This is a genomic window from Bradyrhizobium sp. 25ACV (assembly GCF_054863005.1).
Map to the genome: position 1 here is coordinate 102836 of NZ_JAVAYO010000016.1, position 21963 is coordinate 124798.

General features: G+C 64.6%; 20 protein-coding genes. 13 read left to right on the forward strand and 7 right to left on the reverse strand.

Translation table 11 applies throughout. The features are described 5' to 3' along the window. The first annotated feature begins 77 nt into the window (after window positions 1–77). Window positions 78–2918 carry a preprotein translocase subunit SecA gene (gene secA, locus RAD04_RS30420; protein ID WP_461626750.1) on the forward strand — a complete coding sequence of 947 codons (2841 nt, stop codon included), beginning with the start codon at window positions 78–80 and terminating at the stop codon, window positions 2916–2918. 385 nt (window positions 2919–3303) lie between these two features. On the opposite strand, the gene RAD04_RS30425 is transcribed toward secA, so the two are convergent. Next, window positions 3304–3747, reverse strand: a complete 444-nt coding sequence (locus RAD04_RS30425; protein WP_461626751.1) for a MarR family winged helix-turn-helix transcriptional regulator — start codon at window positions 3745–3747, stop codon at window positions 3304–3306. A gap of 37 nt (window positions 3748–3784) precedes the next feature. Between RAD04_RS30425 and RAD04_RS30430 the strand changes: the two genes are divergently transcribed. The 8 genes from RAD04_RS30430 to RAD04_RS30465 all read left to right on the forward strand — a co-directional run bounded on the left by RAD04_RS30430 (window position 3785) and on the right by RAD04_RS30465 (window position 11418). Then, the gene (locus RAD04_RS30430) at window positions 3785–4036 is read left to right on the forward strand and encodes a hypothetical protein (protein ID WP_461626805.1); all 252 of its coding nucleotides are present in this window, start codon (window positions 3785–3787) and stop codon (window positions 4034–4036) included. Beyond that, window positions 3927–5111: a substrate-binding domain-containing protein gene (locus tag RAD04_RS30435; RefSeq protein WP_165637814.1), complete on the forward strand. Its 1185-nt coding sequence runs from the start codon at window positions 3927–3929 to the stop codon at window positions 5109–5111. Before RAD04_RS30430 ends, RAD04_RS30435 begins: the two co-directional genes overlap by 110 nt. A 166-nt stretch (window positions 5112–5277) precedes the next feature. After that, window positions 5278–6792, forward strand: a complete 1515-nt coding sequence (locus RAD04_RS30440; protein WP_461626752.1) for an amidase — start codon at window positions 5278–5280, stop codon at window positions 6790–6792. Between the two features lie 32 nt (window positions 6793–6824). Next, the gene (locus RAD04_RS30445; RefSeq protein ID WP_028141883.1) at window positions 6825–7682 is read left to right on the forward strand and encodes a branched-chain amino acid ABC transporter permease; all 858 of its coding nucleotides are present in this window, start codon (window positions 6825–6827) and stop codon (window positions 7680–7682) included. A gap of 2 nt (window positions 7683–7684) precedes the next feature. After that, window positions 7685–8902, forward strand: coding sequence for a substrate-binding protein (locus tag RAD04_RS30450; RefSeq protein WP_461626753.1), 1218 nt, complete (start codon window positions 7685–7687; stop codon window positions 8900–8902). A 6-nt stretch (window positions 8903–8908) separates the two neighbouring features. Further along, entirely contained in the window at window positions 8909–10009 is a 1101-nt protein-coding gene (locus tag RAD04_RS30455; RefSeq protein ID WP_461626754.1) for a branched-chain amino acid ABC transporter permease, read from the forward strand. Beyond that, complete coding sequence (locus tag RAD04_RS30460; protein ID WP_461626755.1) at window positions 9999–10730, forward strand: ABC transporter ATP-binding protein; 732 nt, start codon at window positions 9999–10001, stop codon at window positions 10728–10730. The genes RAD04_RS30455 and RAD04_RS30460 overlap by 11 nt, the downstream gene beginning before the upstream one ends. After that, window positions 10723–11418, forward strand: coding sequence for a branched-chain amino acid ABC transporter ATP-binding protein (locus RAD04_RS30465; protein WP_461626756.1), 696 nt, complete (start codon window positions 10723–10725; stop codon window positions 11416–11418). The genes RAD04_RS30460 and RAD04_RS30465 overlap by 8 nt, the downstream gene beginning before the upstream one ends. A 182-nt stretch (window positions 11419–11600) precedes the next feature. On the opposite strand, the gene RAD04_RS30470 is transcribed toward RAD04_RS30465, so the two are convergent. The 4 genes from RAD04_RS30470 to RAD04_RS30485 form a co-directional block, all read right to left on the reverse strand. Then, window positions 11601–13118, reverse strand: coding sequence for a L,D-transpeptidase family protein (locus RAD04_RS30470; protein ID WP_461626757.1), 1518 nt, complete (start codon window positions 13116–13118; stop codon window positions 11601–11603). 525 nt (window positions 13119–13643) lie between these two features. Next, entirely contained in the window at window positions 13644–14606 is a 963-nt protein-coding gene (locus RAD04_RS30475) for an acetyl-CoA carboxylase carboxyltransferase subunit alpha (protein WP_018320570.1), read from the reverse strand. Between the two features lie 374 nt (window positions 14607–14980). Next, a complete protein-coding gene (gene xerD, locus RAD04_RS30480) occupies window positions 14981–15940 on the reverse strand; it encodes a site-specific tyrosine recombinase XerD (protein WP_461626758.1) in 960 nt (319 codons plus the stop codon). A gap of 17 nt (window positions 15941–15957) precedes the next feature. Beyond that, window positions 15958–16104 carry a hypothetical protein gene (locus tag RAD04_RS30485; RefSeq protein WP_014439243.1) on the reverse strand — a complete coding sequence of 49 codons (147 nt, stop codon included), beginning with the start codon at window positions 16102–16104 and terminating at the stop codon, window positions 15958–15960. 226 nt (window positions 16105–16330) lie between these two features. On the opposite strand from RAD04_RS30485, the gene RAD04_RS30490 reads away from it, so the two are divergent. From RAD04_RS30490 to RAD04_RS30500, 3 genes are all read left to right on the forward strand, one after another. Further along, window positions 16331–16954, forward strand: coding sequence for a shikimate kinase (locus tag RAD04_RS30490; protein ID WP_461626759.1), 624 nt, complete (start codon window positions 16331–16333; stop codon window positions 16952–16954). Further along, window positions 16951–18093 (forward strand): 3-dehydroquinate synthase, encoded by a 1143-nt coding sequence (aroB, locus tag RAD04_RS30495; protein WP_461626760.1) that lies wholly within the window; start codon window positions 16951–16953, stop codon window positions 18091–18093. The genes RAD04_RS30490 and aroB overlap by 4 nt, the downstream gene beginning before the upstream one ends. A gap of 67 nt (window positions 18094–18160) precedes the next feature. Then, entirely contained in the window at window positions 18161–19513 is a 1353-nt protein-coding gene (locus RAD04_RS30500; protein WP_461626761.1) for a hemolysin family protein, read from the forward strand. 38 nt (window positions 19514–19551) lie between these two features. On the opposite strand, the gene RAD04_RS30505 is transcribed toward RAD04_RS30500, so the two are convergent. Beyond that, window positions 19552–19821, reverse strand: a complete 270-nt coding sequence (locus tag RAD04_RS30505) for a BolA family protein (protein ID WP_461626762.1) — start codon at window positions 19819–19821, stop codon at window positions 19552–19554. 105 nt (window positions 19822–19926) lie between these two features. Between RAD04_RS30505 and RAD04_RS30510 the strand changes: the two genes are divergently transcribed. Continuing rightward, window positions 19927–20559 carry a J domain-containing protein gene (locus tag RAD04_RS30510; RefSeq protein ID WP_461626763.1) on the forward strand — a complete coding sequence of 211 codons (633 nt, stop codon included), beginning with the start codon at window positions 19927–19929 and terminating at the stop codon, window positions 20557–20559. Between the two features lie 244 nt (window positions 20560–20803). On the opposite strand, the gene RAD04_RS30515 is transcribed toward RAD04_RS30510, so the two are convergent. Then, window positions 20804–21898, reverse strand: a complete 1095-nt coding sequence (locus tag RAD04_RS30515) for a citrate synthase/methylcitrate synthase (protein WP_461626764.1) — start codon at window positions 21896–21898, stop codon at window positions 20804–20806. Window positions 21899–21963: the final 65 nt, after the last annotated feature.

Here is a 21963-nt window from a genome sequence, read left to right on the forward strand (position 1 = left end):
GTCACGGTGAGTTGATAGGCAGGCGGGTGACAACTTCTTAGGCCAACGCGGTTGAATCGCGAACACAGGAACCAGGCATGATCGGCGCGCTCGCCCGCAAGTTTTTCGGCTCCGCCAACGACCGGCGGGTGAAGGGATATCAGTCCCGCGTCAACGCGATCAACGCGCTGGAAGGAGAAGTCTCGAAGCTCTCCGACGAGGCGCTCAAGGCCCGCACCGCCGACTTCAAGAAACAGCTCGCCGAGGGCAAGACGCTGGACGACCTGCTGGTCCCCGCCTTCGCCACCGTGCGCGAGGCCGCCAAGCGCACGCTCGGCCAGCGCCATTTCGACGTCCAGCTGATCGGCGGCATGGTGCTGCACGAGGGCGACATCGCCGAGATGAAGACCGGCGAAGGCAAGACGCTGGTGGCGACCCTCGCGGTCTACCTCAACGCGCTCGCCGGCAAGGGCGTCCACGTCGTCACCGTCAACGACTATCTCGCCCGCCGCGACTCCGGCTGGATGGGCCAGATCTACGGCTTCCTCGGCATGACCACCGGCGTGATCGTGCACGGCCTCGACGATGCCGAGCGCAAGGCGGCCTATGCCTGCGACATCACCTACGGCACCAACAACGAATACGGCTTCGACTATCTGCGCGACAACATGAAGTACCGGCTCGAGGACATGGTCCAGCGCCCGCACTTCTTCGCCATCGTCGACGAGGTCGATTCCATCCTGATCGACGAAGCGCGCACGCCGCTGATCATCTCCGGTCCGCTCGACGACCGCTCCGATTTCTACAACACCATCGACGGCTTCCTGCCCAAGCTCGACAAGACCGACTACGAGGTCGACGAGAAGCAGCGCACGGTGACGCTGACCGAAGCCGGCATGGAGAAGATCGAGACCCTGCTGCGCGATGCCGGCCAGCTCAAGGGCGAGTCGCTCTACGACGTCGAGAACGTCTCCGTCGTGCACCACATCAACCAGGCGCTGCGCGCCCACACGCTGTTCACGCGCGACAAGGATTACATCGTCCGCGACGACGAGGTCGTCATCATCGACGAGTTCACCGGACGCATGATGCAGGGCCGCCGCTATTCCGAGGGTCTGCACCAGGCGCTGGAAGCCAAGGAGCACGTGCAGGTTCAGCCGGAAAACCAGACCCTGGCCTCGATCACCTTCCAGAACTATTTCCGGATGTACGAGAAGCTCGCCGGCATGACCGGTACGGCGTTGACCGAAGCCGACGAGCTGTTCGACATCTACAAGCTCGAAGTGGTTGAGATCCCGACCAACGTGCCGATCGGCCGCCTCGACGAGGACGACGAGGTTTATCGCACCCACAAGGAAAAATACGCGGCCATCCTCGCGGAGATCGAGCGGGCTAATTCGCGGCTTCAGCCGGTGCTGGTCGGCACGGCGTCGATCGAGAAGTCGGAAGTGCTGGCCGAGTTTCTGAAGCAGAACGGCTACAAGCAGATCGATTTCGGCAAGGAGAACGCGCTCGACAAGCTTTACGCTGCCGCCCGCGCCGGCAAGCCGGCGAAACTGTTCGCGGTGCTGAATGCGCGCTTCCACGAGCAGGAAGCCTATATCGTCGCGGAAGCCGGCGTGCCCGGCGCGATCACGATCGCGACCAACATGGCCGGCCGCGGTACCGACATCAAGCTCGGCGGCTCGCTCGAGATGCGCATCCCGAAGGAGACCGCAGGTATCGAGGACGAGGCCGAGAAGGCCAGGAAGATCGAGCAGATCAAGGCCGACGTCGAGCGCTTCCGCGAGATCGTGCTGAAGGCGGAAGAGATCGTCGAGGTCGAGCCGGCGAAGGGCAACAAGCCGGCCAAGACCGTGACCAAGCCCGGCGGCCTCTACATCATGGGTTCCGAGCGCCACGAATCCCGCCGTATCGACAATCAGCTGCGCGGCCGTTCCGGCCGTCAGGGCGATCCCGGCCGCTCGAAATTCTTCCTGTCGCTGGAAGACGATCTGATGCGCATCTTCGGCTCGGATCGCCTCGACAGCATGCTCCAGCGTCTCGGCCTGCAAGAGGGCGAGGCCATCATCCATCCCTGGATCAACAAGGCTCTGGAGAAGGCGCAGCAGAAGGTCGAGGCGCGCAACTTCGACATCCGCAAGAACCTCCTGAAGTTCGACAACGTCCAGAACGACCAGCGCAAGGTGATCTTCGACCAGCGCGTCGACCTGATGAAGGACGAGAGCGTCGCCGAAACCGTCACCGACATGCGCCACGCCTTCATCGACGACCTCGTCGCCAAGCATGTGCCCGAGCATGCCTATGCCGAGCAGTGGGACGTCGCCGGCCTGAAGGACGAATTGAAGCGCGTGCTCGATCTCGACCTGCCGGTCGACGACTGGGCCAAGGAAGAGGGCATCGCCGACGAGGAGCTGCTGACGCGCATCGAGACCAAGGCCGACGAGCACATGGCGGCCAAGGTCGCGCAATGGGGTCCCGACGTGATGCGTTACGTCGAGAAGACCATTCTGCTCCAGACGCTCGACCATCTCTGGCGCGAGCATCTGATCATGCTCGACCATCTGCGCCAGGTCATCGGCCTGCGCGGTTACGGCCAGCGCGATCCGTTGCAGGAGTACAAGACCGAAGCCTTCAACCTCTTCCAGGAGATGAGTGCGCATCTGCGCGAGGCCGTCACGGCGCAGCTGATGCGGGTCGAGATCGTCCCCCCCGAGCAGGAAGCTCCCGTGCTGCCGCCGATGGAAGCGCACAAGTTCGACCCGAACACCGGCGAGGATGAAATGGCGCTCGCCAGCGTCACGCTCGGCGCTCAGGCCAGCGATGCAGCGTTGCGCGATCCGAAGAACCCGGCATCCTGGGGCAAGGTCGGCCGCAACGAGGATTGCCCCTGCGGCTCAGGCAAGAAGTACAAGCACTGCCACGGGCGGTATGCGTAAGGCTTGAATGTCTTTGTGAGGCGCGGCGATAGCGCCTCATTCTCGACTGTCGTCGCCCGGCCAGTGCGCAATTGCGCACTAGGACCGGGCGACCCAGTACGCCGCGGCCTCTCGGCTCGACCACATCAGTCTCTGGAATACTGGATCGCCCGATTAAATCGGGCGATGACGGTTGAGTTTGTGGCGCGAAATCTCTCCACGTCGTCGTCCCTGCGAACGCAGGGACCCATACCGCGGAAGCTATCGAAGGCGCGCAGTCGTCGTACCGCGCACGAAACGCGTAACGACCAATCTTCGCCAAACATTTCCCTGTGGTGATGGGTCCCGGATCGGCGCGCGCTGAAGCGCGCTGGTCCGGGACGACGTGCTGAGAGAGCGTATGGTCCTAATTCGAACTATCGATCAAGCTCTCCAGCAGCCGCTTCAATTCGCTCGTCGACTTGTCGCCGTAGCTCTCGAGGATGTGCTCCTCCTGGTCGACCGCGAGCGAGTTGAGCCTTTTGCACAGCACCTTGCCGCGGTCGGAGATGAACATCAGCACCTTGCGGCGGTCGCCCGGGTCCTGCACGCGATAGACCAGCGTGTCGGAGACCATGCGGTCGATCATCTTGGTCAGCGTCGGATGGTTGAGCAGCACGGCGCCTGCAAGCTCGCCCATCGAATGGCCGTTGCCATCCGACAGCACCTTGAGGATGCGCCACTGCTCGACCGGCACGCCTTCCTTGCTCAACCTCAGTTCGAGCTGCCGGTTGATCTCCCGGTTGGCTTGCGCGAGCAGGTAAGCGAGGTGTTCGGTGATCGGGGTGTTTTCTTTCGACGGTTTTGCCACGGCTAAGACTTCGTCTTGACCCAATTGAGTGAATGTCTTGCAATCAATGCTGCATCTATATGCACTTCAATTCTTGAATATTCAATATTTTCAAAATAGGATCATTGCACAACAAAAGGGCGGAAGCCGCGGCCGCCTGCTCAATGTGCTTTCAGGTCTGGTGCCAGACAGGAGTTGGCGTGCGCGCGACGGTAAACTTCCCGGCTCATGGCGGTCCGGCGTTGCCACCGTCTTTGCTGTTCAGGAATCTGTCGTCCGCGGCAGCGGATTTCGACCTGTCGCCATTTGACATTCACGTCATGAAACGCCGCGGCGCCCGCAACAAGCTGCGCATCGGCAATTTCCTCACTTTCACCGGCTCGCCCGGAATCTGGGGCCCGACCTCCACCAACAGCGCCATGCTGGCGGTCGCCGAGATCAACAAGCGCGGCGGCATATTGGGGCGCGAGCTCGAGCTCTCGATCTACGATTCCGGCGGCCCGATCGAAGACGTCGTGCAACGCGCCGAGCAGGCGATCGCCTTCGACGAGGTCGACCTGATCATGGGCTCGCATATCAGCGCCGTCCGTGTTGCCCTGCGCAAGGTCACCGGCAACCGCATCCCCTACATCTACACTCCCGTCTATGAAGGCGGCGAGCGCACGCCGGGCGTGATGGCGATCGGCGAGACGCCGCGCTGGCAGAGCCGGCCGTCGATCCACTGGCTCGCGGACGTCAAGAAGGCGGCGCGCTGGTACCTGATCGGCAGCGACTATGTCTGGCCCTGGCAGTCGCATCGCGCGGTGAAGCGCTACATCAAGGAGGCGGGCGGCCAGGTCGTCGGCGAGGAATTCGTCCCGGTCGGCGAGGACAATCACGAGCCGCATCTGGCGCGCATCCGCGCCGCCAAGCCCGATGTCGTGCTGATCTCGCTGATCGGCACCGACAGCATCACCTTCAACCGCGCCTTCGCGGAAGCCGGCCTTGCGACCTCGACGCTGCGGCTTGCGGGCGCGATGGACGAGACCGTGCTGCTCGGCATCGGTGCCGACAACACCGAGAATTTGTTCTGCGCCTCCGGCTATTTCAACTGCATGGCCTCGCGTGCCAATGACGAGTTCCTCAGCGGCTATCAGGCCATGTTCGGCCCGCACGCGCCGCCGGTCGGCTCGGTCGGCCAGTCGAACTATGAAGGGCTGCGGTTCCTGGAGTCGGTGGCCAACCGTGCCGGCTCGCTGGCCTTTCGTCCGCTGCTGAAGGCCGCACGCAACACCGTTTACTCGGCGGGCCGCGGTCCCGTGGTTCTTCGCGACGGGCGCGCCGAGATGCCGATGTACCTCGCTGAAGCCGACGGTCTCGACTTCAAGATCATCAAGACGCTTTGAGAGGCGGCTGTTGATACGTCGCAGCGGCTTTGCGAAATAATACTTGAAAAGGAAAATATTTCCGTCTGTAATATCGCCGCGAAGCCGAACGGGCCGCGCTTGTGCAGGCGCGACCGCGAGACTTTCGTCCAACGCCAGGGATCAAGAAGCCTCAGAGGAGAGCGCCGTGACAGTTGTCCTTCCCACCCCCGCCCAACTTCGCAGTGTCGCCGAGCAATGCGGCCTTTCGCTCACCGATGATGACGTCACCTCGTTTCGTGGCCTGATGCAGGGCTCGATCGAGGCCTACAATCTCGTCGCCGCGATGCCGGACGAACTGCCCGAGGTGAAATACCCGCGCACCCCGGGCTATCGCCCCTCGGGTGAAGAGAACCCGCGCAACGCCTGGTATCGCAAGTCGACCGTGAAGGGCGCCGCCAGCGGCAAGCTCAAGGGCAAGACCGTCGCGCTGAAGGACAACATCATGCTGGCCGGCGTTCCCATGACGAATGGCTCGTCGACGCTGGAAGGCTATGTGCCCGATTTCGACGCCACCATCGTCACGCGCATGCTGGATGCCGGCGCCGAGATCGCCGGCAAGGTGCATTGCGAGCACTTCTGCCTGTCCGGCGGCAGCCACACCGGGTCCTACGGGCCGGTGCATAATCCGCACAAGATGGGCTACTCGGCCGGCGGGTCGTCGTCGGGCTCGGGCGTCGTGGTCTCGCTGGGCGAGGTCGACATGGCGATCGGCGGCGATCAGGGCGGCTCGATCCGCATGCCCGCCTCGTTCTGCGGCATCTACGGCATGAAGCCGACCTGGGGCCTCGTGCCCTACACCGGGATCATGCCGATCGAGATCTATGTCGACCATACCGGGCCGATGACGGCGACGGTCGCCGACAACGCGCTGCTGCTCGAAGTGCTCGCCGGCGACGACGGCTACGATCCGCGCATCAAGTCGCCGAAGGTCGAGGAGTACACCAAGGCGCTCGGCCAGGGCGTCAAGGGCATGAAGATCGGCATCGTCAAGGAGGGCTTTGAGCAGCCGACCGCCGAGGCCGCGGTGAATGAAAGCGTGCGCGAGGCGGCAAAGCGCTTCAAGGATCTCGGCGCGACCGTCGAGACGGTGTCGATCCCGATGCATCTGCTGGGCGGCGCGATCTGGACCCCGATCGGCACCGAAGGCCTGACCCAGACCATGATGTTCGGCGACGGCTATGGCCTGTCCCGCGGCGATCTCTATTCGACATCGCTGATGGATTTCCATCGCGGCTGGCGCCGCCAGGCCGATTCGCTGTCCGAGACCACGAAATTGTTCATGATGCTCGGCACCTACATCAACAACAATTTCGGTCCACGCTTCTACGGCAAGGCGCTCAACATCTCGCGGCGGCTGACCGCGGCCTACGACAAGGCGTTCGGCGACTACGATCTGCTGCTGATGCCGACCACGCCGATGAAGGCGACCAAGCTGCCGGAGCCCAATGCCAGCCGCGAGGAATACGTTGCCCGCGCCTTGGAGATGATCTCCAACACCGCGCCGTTCGACATTACCCATCATCCCGCGATGTCGCTGCCTTGCGGCATGGTCGATGGCCTGCCCGTCGGGCTGATGCTGGTCGGCCGGATGTTCGAGGAATCCACCATCTACCGCGCCGCGCACGCCTTCGAGCAGATCGGCGACTGGAAGAAGATGTGAGGCCCTGATGCAGCTCGACGGAAACGCCACGCATGGCTAACGCGTTCGTCGCAGCGTTCGAGATACTGAGCTTTGGCGCGATCATCGTCCTGATCGTGCTGGGGCTCGGGATCATCGCCAGCATGATGGGCATCTTCAACTTCGCGCAGGGCGAGTTCGTCCTGCTCGGGGCCTATATCACCTATCTCGCCTACGCCAAGGGCCTGCCGATCTGGGCCGGCATGGTCGCGGCGCCCTTCGTCGTCGGCGCGCTCGGCTTCGTGCTGGAGGCGTTGATCATCCGCCGCTTCTACGCCGCGCCGATCGTCGCGATGCTCGGCACCTACGCGCTCGGCCTGATCATCCGCGAATCCGTGCGCGGGCTGATCGGCGGCTTCTATCTCACCGTGCCCGAGCCGATCGGCGGTTCGATCGATATCGGCGCCATGCACATCTCGGCCTGGCGCTTCACCATCATCGTCATCACGCTCCTGGTGATGGCCGGCTGCTATCTCCTGCTGTCGCGCACCAACTTTGGCCTGCGCATGCGCGCCACGCTCGAGAATCCATCGCTGGCGCGGGCCTCGGGCATTTCCACGCCCCTGATGTACGGTGCCACCTTCGCATTCGGCTCCGCGCTCGCCGGCCTTGCCGGTGCGCTGATCGTGCCGGTGTTCAGCCTCTACGCCGATCTCGGCCTGCGCTTCCTGATCCAGGGTTTCGTCGCGGTGATGGTCGGGGGTGTCGGCTCCTTCATCGGGCCGGTCGCGGGCGCCGGTGTCATCGGCACGCTCAGCGCCGCGCTGCCCTGGGTGATGGCGCCCGTCGTCGCCGACGTCCTCGTCTTCGTGCTCGCCATTGTCTTCATCAAATTCCGCCCGCAGGGCCTCATCGCTGGAAAAGGGGTTTAGTCATGTTCGATCGCACTCAGCTCTCACGTCGCCGCTTCCTCTCCAATCTCGCCTTTGCCTCCGGCGCGGTCGCAACCGGGGTCGGAAGCTGGGTGATCCCGGCGCCTTGGGCCAATGCCGCCGAAGCACCGATCAAGGTCGGCATCGCGACCGATCTCACCGGCCCGATCGCCTATGCCGGCAACGCCGATGCCAACGTCGCCAAAATGGTGATCAAGGAGATCAACGCCGGCGGCGGCCTGCTCGGCCGTCCGCTCGAGCTCTACATCGAGGACACCGCCTCCAACGAATCCGTCGCCGTCGGCAACGTCCGCAAGCTGATCCAGCGCGACAAGGTCGACATGGTCCTGGGCGGTATCACCTCCTCGATGCGCAACGCGATCAAGGACCCCATCGTGGCGCGCGGCAAGACGCTCTACATCTATCCGCAGCTCTACGAGGGCAAGGAGTGCACGCCCTATCTGTTCTGCACCGGCCCGACGCCGGCGCAGCAATGCGACGAGTTCATCCCCTGGCTGATCAAGAACGGCGGCAAGAAATTCGCGCTGCCGAGCGCCAATTACGTCTGGCCGCACACGCTCAACGTCTACGCGCGCAAGGTGATCGAGGCGAATGGCGGCGAGGTCGTGTTCGAGGAATACTATCCGCTCGACCAGGTCGACTTCTCCGCGACCGTCAACCGCATCATTTCCAACAAGGTCGACGTGGTCTTCAACACCGTCATCCCGCCCGGCGTCGGCCCGTTCTTCAAGCAGCTCTATGAAGCCGGCTTCCTCAAGAACGGCGGACGGCTCGCCTGCGTCTACTATGACGAGAACACGCTCAACATCAATCAGGCCGCGGAGATCGAGGGACTCGCCAGCTGCCTCGACTATTTCAAGGTGCTGACCAAGGAGAACCCGTTCGACGCCAAAATCCAGGCGGCTTACGAGAAGGATTTTCCGGGCAACTTCCTGTTCGCCGCCGGCAGTGCCGCCACCGGCACCTATCGCGGCCTGAAGCTGTGGGAAGCCGCGGTCAAGGAAGCCGGCAAGGTCGACCGGGAGTCGGTCGCGGCGGCGCTCGACCACGCCAAGATCGCCGAAGGTCCGGGCGGGCCTGCCGAGATGGTGCCGGGCAAGCGGCACTGCAAGATGAAGATGTACACCGCGGTCGCCAAGGGCGGAAACTACGAGATCGTCGGGCGCAGCAACGGCCTCGTCGATCCCAAGGAATGCTGAAGTGGAATGCTGAAGTCGATGGGCGCAGTGAAGCAGGCGATCCCCGCCGAGATCGGCGGGGAGGCGGACGTCGCCGTGGATAGCGGCGGGACGACGGAACGAGCGTCGGCGCGAAAAGTGCTGCCGATCGTCGAGGGCGTCGTGGTGGTCGCGGCGCTGCTCGCGCCGCTGGTGCTGCAGGACTATCTCACGGTGTTTGCGACGCGCGTGATCATCCTCGCGCTGTTCGCGCTGTCGTTCGATCTGGTCTGGGGCTATGCCGGCATTATGAGTTTCGGCCAGGCCCTGTTCTTCGGCTCGGCAGGCTATGGCGTGGCGCTGCTCGCGCGCGACCTCGATATCACCAACATTTTCCTGGTGCTGCCGGCGGGCACCGTCATCGGCCTCACCTTCGCGCTGCTGCTCGGCGGCTTCCTGCTGCTGGGCCGGCACCCATCCAGCGTGATCTTCGTCTCGCTCGGTACGCTGACCGGCTCCTACGCCGCCGATCGCCTGGCGCGCGGCTGGTATTATCTCGGCGGCCAGAACGGCATCCCCTCGATTGCGCCGATGTCGCTCGGGACTTACGAGTTCACGGAAGGGCCGGCCTTCTATTATCTCGTGCTCGGCATCCTCGTCGTGGTCTATCTGCTCTGCCGCTTCCTGGTGCGTTCGCAGTTCGGCCTCGCGCTCGCGGGCCTGCGCGAGAACGAGCAGCGCATCGCCTTCTTCGGCTACAAGGCGCAGCACCTGAAGGCGATCATCTTCACCATCGGCGGCGGCGTTGCCGGGCTTGCCGGCAGCCTCTATGCCTTCCACGAAGGTTTCGTCTGGCCCAACATGGTCGGCGTCGTCGTCTCGACGCAGGTGGTGCTCTATGTGCTATTCGGCGGCTCCGGTACCCTGATCGGCGCCGTCATCGGGGCCGTCATCGTCGAGGGCGTCAGCTTCTGGCTCTCGGACAATTATCGCGATATCTGGCCGATCATTCTGGGCTTGCTGCTGCTGCTCGTCATCCTGTTCCGCCCGCTCGGCCTGATCAGCTTCGTCCTCGGCGAGCGCGAGCGGGTCGGCAGCTTCGGTGCCAGGGCCAAAGAAAACCTCAAGGAGAATCGCGATGCTCCTTGAAGCCGCCGGCATCACGAAAATCTTCGGCAAGCTCACCGCGCTCGACGGCGCCGCGCTCACCGTCGGTGCCAACGAGTTCCACGGCCTGATCGGCCCGAACGGCTCCGGCAAGAGCACGCTGATGAAGTGCATCGCCGGCGCCGAGGTGCCAACGCAAGGGAAGGTGTCGTTCGTCAACACCGACATCACCGCCTTCACGCCGACCGAACGCGCCCGTGCCGGCATGAGCCTGAAATTCCAGATCACATCCGTGCTGCCGTCACTGACGCTGTACGACAACATCCTGCTCGCGCTGCAGGCGCAGTCTTCGCTGGTCGACCTCGTATTCTCGCGCACTAGGGGTGCGCTGCACGATCAGGTCATGACCATGCTGAGGCAATTCCGCCTTGCCAACCGCGCCTTCGAGGCCGCAGCGGCGCTGTCGCACGGCCAGCAGCAATGGCTGGAGATCGCGATGGCGCTCGCCGGCAAGCCGAAATTGCTGCTGCTCGACGAGCCGACCGGCGGCATGAGCCTGGAGGAGCGCCGCGTCACCGGCGAATTGCTGCAGCCGATCAAGCAGCATTGCTCGCTCGTCATCGTCGAGCACGACCTCGATTTCATCCGCGACATCTGCGATCGCCTTACCGTGCTCGACCAGGGCAAGGTGCTGGCGTCAGGCACGGTGTCGGAGATCCAGGCCAACAAAGCCGTCCAGGAGATTTATCTGCGCCGTGCCTGAATTTTTGGACATTAGACATCTCGATGCCGGCTATGGCCGCAGCCAGGTGCTGTTCGACGTCACCCTCGGCATTCCCTGGCGCGGCGGCGTCGCCGTGCTCGGGCGCAACGGCGCCGGCAAGACCACGCTGATGAAAACCATCGTCGGCGAGCTGCCGGCGTGGAAGGGCGAGGTCGCCTTCGACGGCCGCGACATCAGCCGCCGCGCCACCCAGGAGCGCGTCCGCGCCGGCATCGGCTACGTGCCGCAGGAGCATTCGGTGTTCGCGCGTCTGTCGGTGCGCGACAATCTTGCCGTCGGCTCGCTCGCGAGCAAGAAGGCAGACGCGGTCGACCAGGTGCTGACCATCTTCCCGAAACTCGGCCAGCGCCTCGACCAGCCCGCCGGCACGCTGTCAGGCGGCGAGCGCAAGATGCTGGCGATCGGCCGCGCGATGCTGGGCGATCCAAAGCTGCTGCTGCTGGACGAGCCGACCGAAGGCGTCTGGATCGGCGTCATCGAGGAGATCACCGAACGCCTGATCGAGCTTGCGAAGACAATCGCCGTCATCATCGTCGAGCAGCACCTCGACCTCGCACTCCGCGTCGCCGACTACGCCTACGTGCTGGACCGCGGCCGGGTCGCGCTGCAGGGCGAGGCGGGCGAGGTGCGGGGCAATCCGGAGCTGATGCGGTATCTGGCGCCGTAGGACGTTGCGCAGCGGAGGGTCGATGCTCTCGCGCCAATTTCACTGTCATGCCCCGGCTTGACCGGGGCATCCAGTACGCCGCGGCTTCTCGGTTCAATGACCAACGCCTCTGTAATACAGGATCGCCCGCCTTCGCGGGGCGATGACGGCTGAATGAGAGGAGAGAGCGAAAGCCGCCCGACCTACTTCACCGCCCCAAAGCGGCTGTCGAACGAGTTCGACGACACCACCGGCGCGGCGCCCATGATCTGCGTCGCTTCAGTCGCACCATCCGCCACCGACGGCTTCAGCGCCGGGCGCGTTGCGGCGAGGCGGGTGTCGGGCTGTTTTGCCGGTTCGGCAGGCTTGGTCGCCACGGTCGCAGCCGGCTTCGGCGCATCCTTCGCCGCATCCTTGGACTTGTCATGCCCCGGCACGAAGCGGGTCACGGCGGCCTTGAGCCGCGACGCGGCGGTCGGCGGCGTCGTGGTCGTGGTGGCCGGGGCCACGGATGCCGTGGCTTGCGGCGGCGGGGTGGTGGCCGTGGTGTCGGATGAGCCCATGCCCATCTTGCGGCCGAGGTTGGAGAAGAAGCCGCCGGATTTCTCGGTCGTCGGCGCGGCCGTGGCGACGCGGGCGCTGGGCGCGGGTGCGCTGACGGCGACGACCGGCTCTTCCTGCGGCGCAGGCGCGGACGCCACGCTGTCGAGGTTCGGCTTGGGCGGATTGACGTGGCCGGGGATGGTGCCCGGCGCCTTGGCCATCGCCAGCATTTGCAGCGTGGTGCCTTCGGCACCCTCGGACAGGCCGGTCGAGCCTTCCGGAATTTTTGCGGCAAAGATCTTGTTCATGCCGCCGTCGATGCCGGTGTTCATACGCGCCACCGGCGTGCCCTTGGCGACCAGCTTGGCGTATTCCGCCTCGTCCTTGGCTTGCTTGCCCCGCACGGCGGCGACGACGTCGTCGGGAATCACATAGGCCGGGCACTTTGCCGAGGCGTCGAACACCGGATCGCGCTTTGCGTCCGCGGGCTTCGCCGCGTCGAAGACGTACTTCTTCTCGCAGAAATCGACCTTCGGCTCCTGCCGCGTCACCTCGAAATGATCATAGCCTTCCTTGATCATCTTCCAGAACGGCATGTTCGGATTGTTCCGGTGCTTGGCCATGTTCACCGGCGTCATCTTGAACGGATAGGCCTGCAGCTGAAACGCCTTCTGGCCGCCGAAGAAGGATTCGCGCCCGAGCGAATAGATCTCCGCGATCTGCTCGTCGGTCATCGCGTAGCAGCCGCGCGAAGAACAGTCGCCATGCACCATCAGCTGCGAGCCGGTGCGGCCGAGCGCCTTGTCGAACGCGTTGGGGTAGCCGGTGTTGAACGAGAGGTAATAGGCCGATTGCGGATTCATCTGGCTCGGGTTGATCGAGTAGAATCCCTCCGGCGCCTGGCGGTCACCTTCGCGCACCTTCGGACCTAAGTCGCCCGACCAGCGGCAGATCGGATAGGTCTTGAGCAGTGCGAACTGGCCGTTGCGGGCCTGCTTCCAGACCTCGAGCTCGGCCTCCTGCTTGAACAGGCGGACCAGGATTGGCGATTGCAGATCCATGTCCTTCTCGACCATCGCGGCGAGAAGCTTCGGCGGCACCGGCTGGTTGGCCTTGGCGTTGGTCGCGAGCGAGACCTGATCGGTATCGCAGCCGGCCAGCAGGACGCTGGCCGTCATCAGCGCAACCGAAGCCAAGAGCGCGCGAGCAAGCGAACGAGAAATCAAGATGGACCCCACACCGTGCCGGGCAGAGAGCGCGAACCCCAATTCTGATGGAGCATGATCCGACCGGAGAACCGGACCCGTCGTGACGGGCTTTTTCAGCTCACGCCCCAGCGCTGATGCCCTGAAGCCATTGATTAAAATTCTAACCTCTGGGTCATGTGGTCGCAACCCGAGCGGGGATCACGAGCCCGTTGGCCCATCGGCATGGTCAACGAAGACTGAATGGACGCGAGTTGGGACGGAACTTGGGCTTTTCGGCCCGACTGGGACTCAGATCGCTGATTTGGGCAAAAAAAGGGTTAACGGGCGGTTACCGGGGGTGGTCTCTCGTGCCCCGGACGCAGCGCAGCGCCCCTTGGCGGTGCGCTGCTGAGCCGGGGCCCAGGCTGCGGCTGTACTGTGGAGCTTCCTGGGTCCCGGCTCTGCGGAGCGTCACTTCGTGCCGCACCGCGTCCGGGACACCAAAACCCGCTCGAATCAGCCCAGTTTCCGTCCGATATCGAGGAATTTCTGCCGGCGCTGCTTGCGGATGGCATCCCCATCCAGGCCGCGGAGCTCGTCGAAGGCCTTGGCGATGGCGTCACCGGTGGTGGCGATCATGGCGGCGGGGTCGCGGTGGGCGCCGCCGACCGGCTCCTTCAAAATGCTGTCGATCACCCCGAAGCGGAGCATGTCCTGGGCGGTGATCTTCATGTTGTTGGCGGCTTCCTGGGCCTTGGTGCCGTCGCGCCAGAGGATCGAGGACGCCGCTTCCGGCGAGATCACGCTGTAGATCGCGTGCTCCAGCATCAGGACCTTGTTGGCGGTGGTAATCGCAATGGCGCCGCCCGACATGCCCTCGCCGGTGATGATGGCGACGTTCGGCACGGTCAGGGCCATGCAGGCATCGGTCGAGCGCGCGATCGCTTCGGCTTGTCCCCGCTCCTCGGCGCCGATGCCGGGATAGGCGCCGGCGGAATCGGCGAGCGACAGCACCGGCAGGCCGAACCGCTCGGCCATCTCCATCAGCCGCACGCATTTGCGATAGCCCTCGGGGCGCGCCATGCCGAAATTGTGCTTGATGCGGCTCTCGGTGGAATCGCCCTTTTCCTGACCCATCACGCAGATGGCCTCGCCGCGGAAACGGCCGAAGCCGGCGACCAAAGCCTCGTCCTCGCCGAACTTGCGGTCGCCGGCGAGCGGGGTGAATTCGGTGATCAGGCCCTTGATGAAATCGTTGAAATGCGGCCGCTGCGGATGCCGCGCGACCAGCGTCTTCTGCCACGGCGTCAGGTTCTGATAGAGGTCGGCCAGCGCCTGCGCCGCCTTGTCCTCGATCCGCCCGATCTCATCGGAGATGTCGGTGCCGGAGGCCGCCAGCGTCCTGAGCTCGTCGACCTTGGAGTCGAGCTCGGCGACGGGCTTTTCGAAGTCGAGATAGCTGCGCATCTGGTCTTGCATCAACTCAATATAGGGAGAACGGGGCGAGGCGGCGAAGCGGATTTAGACCAAGGATAAGAAGTGTAGCTTCTTCAATGAGTTGACCTGTGTGCTGCGGGCCGGCCTGTCAAATCATGCGAAGGCCCCGGCTCTTTCTGCGGAGATGTGGTCGAAGTCAAGGCGGTTTCGGCTGTTGCCCCGGCCGAGCTCTCGTGTCCCGGACGCGCTGCAGCGCTTCCAAAAGCGCGTTCACGCGCGTCTTCGACACGCTACGGCGCTGCTGCGCAGAGCCGGGACCCAGCAAGCGGCATGGGCCCCGGCTCTGCGGCGCACCGTACCGGACGATGCGGCGCATCGCCGGGACGCTGCGCCGCGTCCGGGGCACGAGACCTGTTTTACTTCTCCGCCAGCGGGTGCAGGTCGCGCACCAGGCTCTTCAGCCGCTCCTCCACCACATGGGTGTAGATCTGCGTCGTCGAGATGTCGGTGTGGCCGAGCAGGGTCTGCACGATGCGCAAATCGGCACCATTGTGCAGGAGGTGGCTGGCAAAGGCATGTCGCAGCACGTGCGGGGAGACCAGCCGCGCCTGAAGCCCCGAGGCGACCGCGAGCTCCTTGAGGTCGCGGGCAAAATGCTGGCGCGTCAGATGTCCGCTCTCCCCGAACGAGGGGAACAGCCACTTGGAAGCGGCGAGGCTGTCTTTCTTCTTCTCCGTCTTCGCGGCTTCCGTCGCGGCGAGGTAGTCCGCCATCGCCAGGCGCGAGGCCTCGTTGAGCGGCACCAGGCGTTCCTTGTTGCCCTTCCCGCGCACCACGATCATGCGGGCGTCGCGCTTGGCCGCTGAGCGCGGTAGCGCCACCAGCTCGGACACGCGCAGGCCGGTGGCGTAGAGCACCTCGAGCAGGCAATAGAGCCTTAAAGAGCGCAGCCGCTTTGCGGGCGAAGCATCCTCCGCCTCGCTCAATTCCTTGGCGCGGCGAAGCATGCGGTCCACGTCCGAAATCGACAGCACCTTTGGCAGGCCGCGGCCGCGCTTGGGACCGGACAGGATCGCGGCGGGATCCTCAGCTCGGATGCGTTCGTTGAGCAGGAAGCGATAGAGATGCCGCATCGCCGACAGCCGGCGCGCGACGCTGGTGGATTTGAAGCCGCGGGCATCGAGATCGGCGAGATAGTCGCGCAAATTTTGCGTCTCGGCGTCGGCAAAGCTGTGGCCGACCCGGCCGAGGAATTCCGAGAAATCGGTGAGGTCGCGGCGATAGGCGTCGAGCGTGTTGGGGCCGGCGCCCTGTTCCGCCGCGAGCATGTCGAGGAACAGGCCGGTGAGCTTGGCATCTGAGGGCTGGGTGCGCATGCCCGGGAGGCTAGCTCCTATTTCTTGAGAAACTTGTCCGGCGGGATCGTCACCGTCATTTCCCGCGACTTGGGGCTGACGAAATTGGCCAGTGCGAAGACCACGCCATAGACGATGCCGGCGATCACGGCGACGACCGTCAGGAAGCGGAACAGGCTGGGCATCGTTCTGGGGTCTCTGTCGGGGACTTGGTGTTCACGGACTTGGCGTTCAGGGACTTGGCGGGCAAATTAACCAATGAAATCATCCAACATGTTCGCCGTTTCGTGGCAAGAGTCCACTGGCGAGGCCCCCTGCGGGGTCGTATAGGTGGCCAAAGCATGCCGCCTTTGGCGGCAGATAGAGCGAGAATCCAGAGCGAGATCCAGAGCGAGATCCAGAGCGATATCCATGCCCGACGCCGCGTTGCCGATACCAGCTTCGCCCGAAGCCGACATCCTGTCGGCGCTCGGGGCGCGCGCGATCGTGCTCGTCGGTATGATGGGGGTGGGCAAATCCACCATCGGCCGCCGCATGGCCAGCAGGCTCAAGCTGCCCTTCGTCGATGCCGACACCGAGATCGAGACCTCGGCCCAGATGACCATCCCGGAGATCTTCGAGCGCCATGGCGAGCCGTATTTCCGTGACGGCGAGGCGCGGGTGATCGCGCGGCTGCTCGACAGCGGGCCGGTGGTGCTGGCGACCGGCGGCGGCGCCTTCATGCGCGAGGAGACCCGCGCGCGCATCGCGGCGAAGGCGGTTTCGATCTGGCTCAAGGCGGACCACGACGTCATCATGCGCCGGGTGCGGCGCCGTGCCGACCGCCCGCTGCTCCAGACCGCCGACCCCGAGGGAACCGTGACGCGCCTGCTCACCGAGCGCGAGCCGGTCTACGGCCATGCCGATCTCACCATCGCCTCGCGCGACGTGCCGCACGACAAGATAGTCGAGGAGACCATCGAGGCGCTGCGCGCGCATCTCTGTGGTGAGCAAGCCACCCAACCACCTGCCGACGTTGCGAGTGCCTTACGATGACTGCGCCGTTGAAACATTCCGACCCTGTCAACGTCGACGTCGCGCTGGGGAATCGCGCCTATGACATCGTCATCGGCCGCGGGGTGCTGTCCTCGCTCGGTGAACGGGTCGCCGCCTTGCGTCCCGGCGTGCGCACGGCGATCGTGACGGATCGCACGGTGGCCAAGCACTGGCTCGAGCCCGCCGAGGCCTCGCTTGCCGCCAGCGGCATCCCGACCTCGCGCGTCGTCGTCGAGGAAGGCGAGATCTCCAAGACCTATGCCGGCCTCGAAAAAGTCAGCGAAGCCCTGATCGCCGCCAAGATCGAGCGCAACGACCTCGTCATCGCGCTCGGTGGCGGCGTCGTCGGCGATCTCGCCGGCTTTGCCGCCGCGATCCTGCGCCGCGGTGTCGATTTCGTGCAGGTGCCGACCTCGCTGCTGGCGCAGGTCGATTCATCCGTCGGCGGCAAGACCGGCATCAACTCGCCGCAGGGCAAGAATTTGCTCGGCGCGTTCCACCAGCCGGTGCTCGTCGTCGCCGACACCGCCGTGCTCGACACGCTGTCGCCGCGGCAGTTCCGCGCCGGTTATGCCGAGGTCGCCAAATACGGCGTGCTCGGCGACGAGGCCTTTTTCACCTGGCTGGAGAAGAACCATTCCGACATCTTCAAGGGCGGCTCGGCGCGCGAGCATGCGATCGCGACCTCGTGCCGCGCCAAGGCCGGCGTCGTCTCGCGCGACGAGCGCGAGACCGGCGAGCGGGCGCTGCTCAATCTCGGCCATACCTTTGGCCACGCGCTGGAAGCTGCGACCGGGTTCTCCGACCGCCTGTTCCACGGCGAGGGCGTTGCCATCGGCATGACGCTGGCGGCGCAGTTCTCGGCGAAGCTCGGCATGATCGGCGAAGCCGATGCGTCGCGCATCGAGCGGCATCTGATCGAAGCCGGCCTGCCGACGCGCCTGCAGGATATCGCGGGCTTTTCGCAGGAAGGGCTTGCCGATGCCGACGCGCTGATGGCCCTGATGGCGCAGGACAAGAAGGTCACGCGCGGCAAGCTCACCTTCATCCTGCTGGAGGCCGTCGGGCGCGCGGTGATCGCGAAGGATGTCGAACCGGCCCCGGTGCGGGACTTCCTGAAGTCGAAATTATCGCAGTGATGGCGGGATCGTCTGGATCGGCCGCCCGCAATGAAGCGCGGATGATCAAGGCGGTCGCGAGGCAAACATGAGTTCGATCTCGATCAATCTGCTGCTTGCGGTCCTCCTGCTCGCCGCCAACGCGTTTTACGTGGCAGCCGAATTTGCGCTCGTGAAGAGCCGCGGCTTCCGCGTCAAGGCCATGGTCGAGCAGAACCGCTTCGGCGCGCGCCTGTTGCAGACCATGATGGGAAACATCGAATCCTATCTCGCCTGCTGCCAGCTCGGCATCACCATGGCCTCGCTCGGTCTTGGCTGGATCGGCGAGCCGACCGTGTCTGCGCTGCTGAGCCCGATCCTCCAGCCGCTCGGACTATCGGAGGCCACGCTGCACTTCACCTCGTTCGTGGCGGGGTTCCTGGTTTTCTCCTCCCTGCACATCATCATCGGCGAGCAGGTGCCGAAGACGCTTGCAATCAGGGAGCCGATGCCGGTGTCGCAGTGGATCGCCTATCCGCTTCATGCCTCCTACCTTGTGTTCTATCCGCTGAGCTGGTGTCTCAACACGGCGTCGGGCGCGATCCTGCGTCTGATCGGCGTCCAGGAGTTTTCGCAGCACGAGATCCTGACGGATTCCGAGATCGAGGGCCTGGTCGAGGAATCCGCGGTGCACGGCAAGATCGAGAGCGGCGAGGCCGAATACATTCACAACGTCTTCCGCCTCGGCGAGCTCACCGTGTCCGACGTGATGGTTCACCGCACCGCCATGGTGATGATCAATGCCGACCTGCCGCCGGAAGAGCTGGTGCGGGAGGTGCTGGCCACCGAATACACCCGCATTCCGCTGTGGCGCGACAAGTCGGAGAACATCATCGGCATCCTGCACGCCAAGGATCTGTTGCGGGCCATCCGCGTCTCGGAAGGTGATACCTCGCGCATCGACGTCACCACCATCATGCTGCCGCCCTGGTTCGTGCCGGAAATGCGGCCAATATCCCAGCAGCTCAAGGCGTTCCGTCGCCGCAAGACCCATTTCGCGCTCGTCGTCGACGAGTATGGCGAGGTTGAAGGCCTCGTGACGCTGGAAGACATTTTGGAGGAGATCGTCGGCGACATCTCCGACGAGCACGACGTGGTGGTCGCCGGCGTAAGGCGCCAGCCCGACGGCTCCGTCGTGGTCGACGGCTCGGTGCCGATCCGCGATCTCAACCGTGCGCTGGACTGGCATCTGCCCGACGAAGAGGCAACGACGGTGGCGGGTCTCGTCATTCACGAGGCGCGCTCGATCCCCGACCGCGGCCAGAGCTTCACGTTCCACGGCTTCCGCTTCCGCGTCCTGCGCCGCGAGCGCAACCGTATCACCGCGCTCCGTATTTCACCGGTAGCGCGCGAGGCGGAGCTGGAAGAAGCCAAGCCGAGACGGGCGGGGACGTCGTTCTGATTTTCGTACCCTCCCCCTCCAGGGGAGGGTAAGCGAAGTCAGCCTTCCCCCGGCGCCTTCGCCTGGATCGCCAGCGCGTGCACGCTGCCGGAGAGTTCCGCGGCCAGCGCCGAATTTATCATGCGGTGGCGCTCGACCCGGCTCTTCCCTTGGAAGGCATCAGATACAATATAAACGCGGAAGTGCGTCTCACCGCCGGGCCGATGGCCGGCATGGCCTTCGTGCAAATGTGACTCGTCGACGACTTGCAGGCTTTCCGGCGTGAAAGCTTCCTGCAACTTGTTGCTGATAGTGTCGCGCATAGCCATGTTGTGCCATTCGGGTGCAGAGATCACACCCGTTATTTGCCGGGTTTGCAGCGAATTGCAATGTCAAGACTTGAAGGTTTTTGCATTGCGTAGTCAAAGTCAGCCATGCCGATCGATTCATCAAAGTTCTTCGACTCCATCCGCGTCAAGCCGCGGGGCAAGCAGCCGGAAGTGAAGCCGCGCGACACCGCGGTCGGTTGCGAATGGGCCGGATGCCAGAACAAGGGCGCGCATCGCGCGCCGAAGGGCCGTGAGAACCAGCGCGAGTACTGGCACTTCTGCCTGAACCATGTGCGCGAGTACAACCAGAACTACAATTTCTTCTCCGGCATGAATGCCGATGCCGTCGCGCGCTACCAGAAGGACGCGCTGACCGGCCACCGCCCGACCTGGAAGATGGGCGCCAATGGCGGCAAGAAGGGTGCGGAAGCCGAGATCGACATGGCGGCCGATCCGTTCAGCATGTTCAGTGAGATCAACGGCCGCGCCGGCTGGCGGAAGGGCCCGGACGCTCAGCCCAAGGCCGAGACGCGCAAGGTGATGAACGCCGAGCGCAAGGCGCTCCAGGTCATGGGCCTCGGCCCCGATTCCACGCTCGCCGACGTCAAGACCAAGTACAAGGCGCTGGTCAAGCAGCACCACCCCGACGCCAACGGCGGCGACCGCTCGACGGAAGATCGTCTGATCGAGATCATCAAGGCGTATAATTATCTGAAGACGGTGGTGCGCGAGGGGTAGGGCCTTTGCGCGCGCTGTGTAGGTGCCAGGCACCCCGGCGCCACACCCTCGTTGTCGTCCCTGCGAACGCAGGGACCCATAACCCCAGGGCAACATTTGGCGAAGACTCGTCGTGACGAAGTCTTCGCGCAGTATTTCCACCCGCCTCTTATCGATAAATCACGCGGTATGGGTCCCTGCGTTCGCAGGGACGACAGCGGAGTGATTGACTCCGCCGTCGCGCCTCTTTCCGCGCGCTCGTCGCCTACCCCTCCGGCATCGCCCCCACATACGACGAGCTCGGCCGGATCAACCGCCCTGTCCGCTGCTGCTCGCGCGCATGCGCGGTCCAGCCTGCGGCGCGCGCCACTGCGAAGATCGGCGTGAACGCCTGCCTCGGGATCGCGAGCGCATCGAGCAGGATGGCGGTGAAGAACTCGACATTGGTTTCCAGCGGCCGCTCCGGATTCTTCTTGCGCAAGGCGGCGCGGATGTAGGCCTCGACCTCGCCGGCGAAGGGCAAATCGGTGCCGTTGGACGCCAGCGCCTCGACTGCGGTCTTGAGCACATCGGCGCGCGGATCGCGCACGCGGTAGACGCGGTGGCCAAAGCCCATCATCCGTTCGCCGCGGGCCAGCGCCGCATCCACCCAGGGCTGGATGCGCTCGCGCGAGCCGATCGCGTCCAGCATTTCCAGCACCGGCTCAGGCGCGCCGCCATGCAGCGGGCCCGTGAGCGCGCAATAGCCCGCGGTCACCGCGGCAAACAGATCGGCTTGCGTCGAGGCCACCACGCGCGCGGTGAAGGTCGAGGCGTTCATGCCGTGGTCGCTGGCGGTGACGAGATAGGCATCGAGCGCGGTGACTTCGCGTGTTTCAGGTGCGCGCCCGTGCAACATCCGAAGCGTATCGGCAGCATGGCTGACATTGGGATCCGGCGTGACCGGCTCGAGCCCCTTGGCGCGCCGGACCAGCGCGCCTGCGATCACTGGAAACGCGCCGACGATCGTCGCCTCGTGCTCCAGCCCGTTCTCCGCGCGCAGCCCCGCGACCGCCGCGCGAAACCCGTCGACAACGCCCATGCCGCGCGTTGCCGGCATGAGGTCCGGCAGCCGCGCGAAGGCGCGCTCGCGCGCAAGGCCGAGGCTCGCCCGCACATTGGCTTCGGTGAGGGTGGTCTTGCTGGCGCCGTTCCAGAGCCGGGCGGTGACGCCCTCAAAGCTCGAGAGAGCGGCGAGGCGGCCGACATGCTCGCCGGCGATGATCAATTCGCCGCGCTCGCCGTCGACATGGCTCAGCACGGTCTCGGCCGCGGGAACGCCGTCCAGCCCGATCTGGCTTTTGGTGAGGTGGATGTTCATGGTCCAAATCTCCCTTTGCGTTGCACCAAGGAAAATTCGGGCCTCTCGACAGATTGATCAATCTT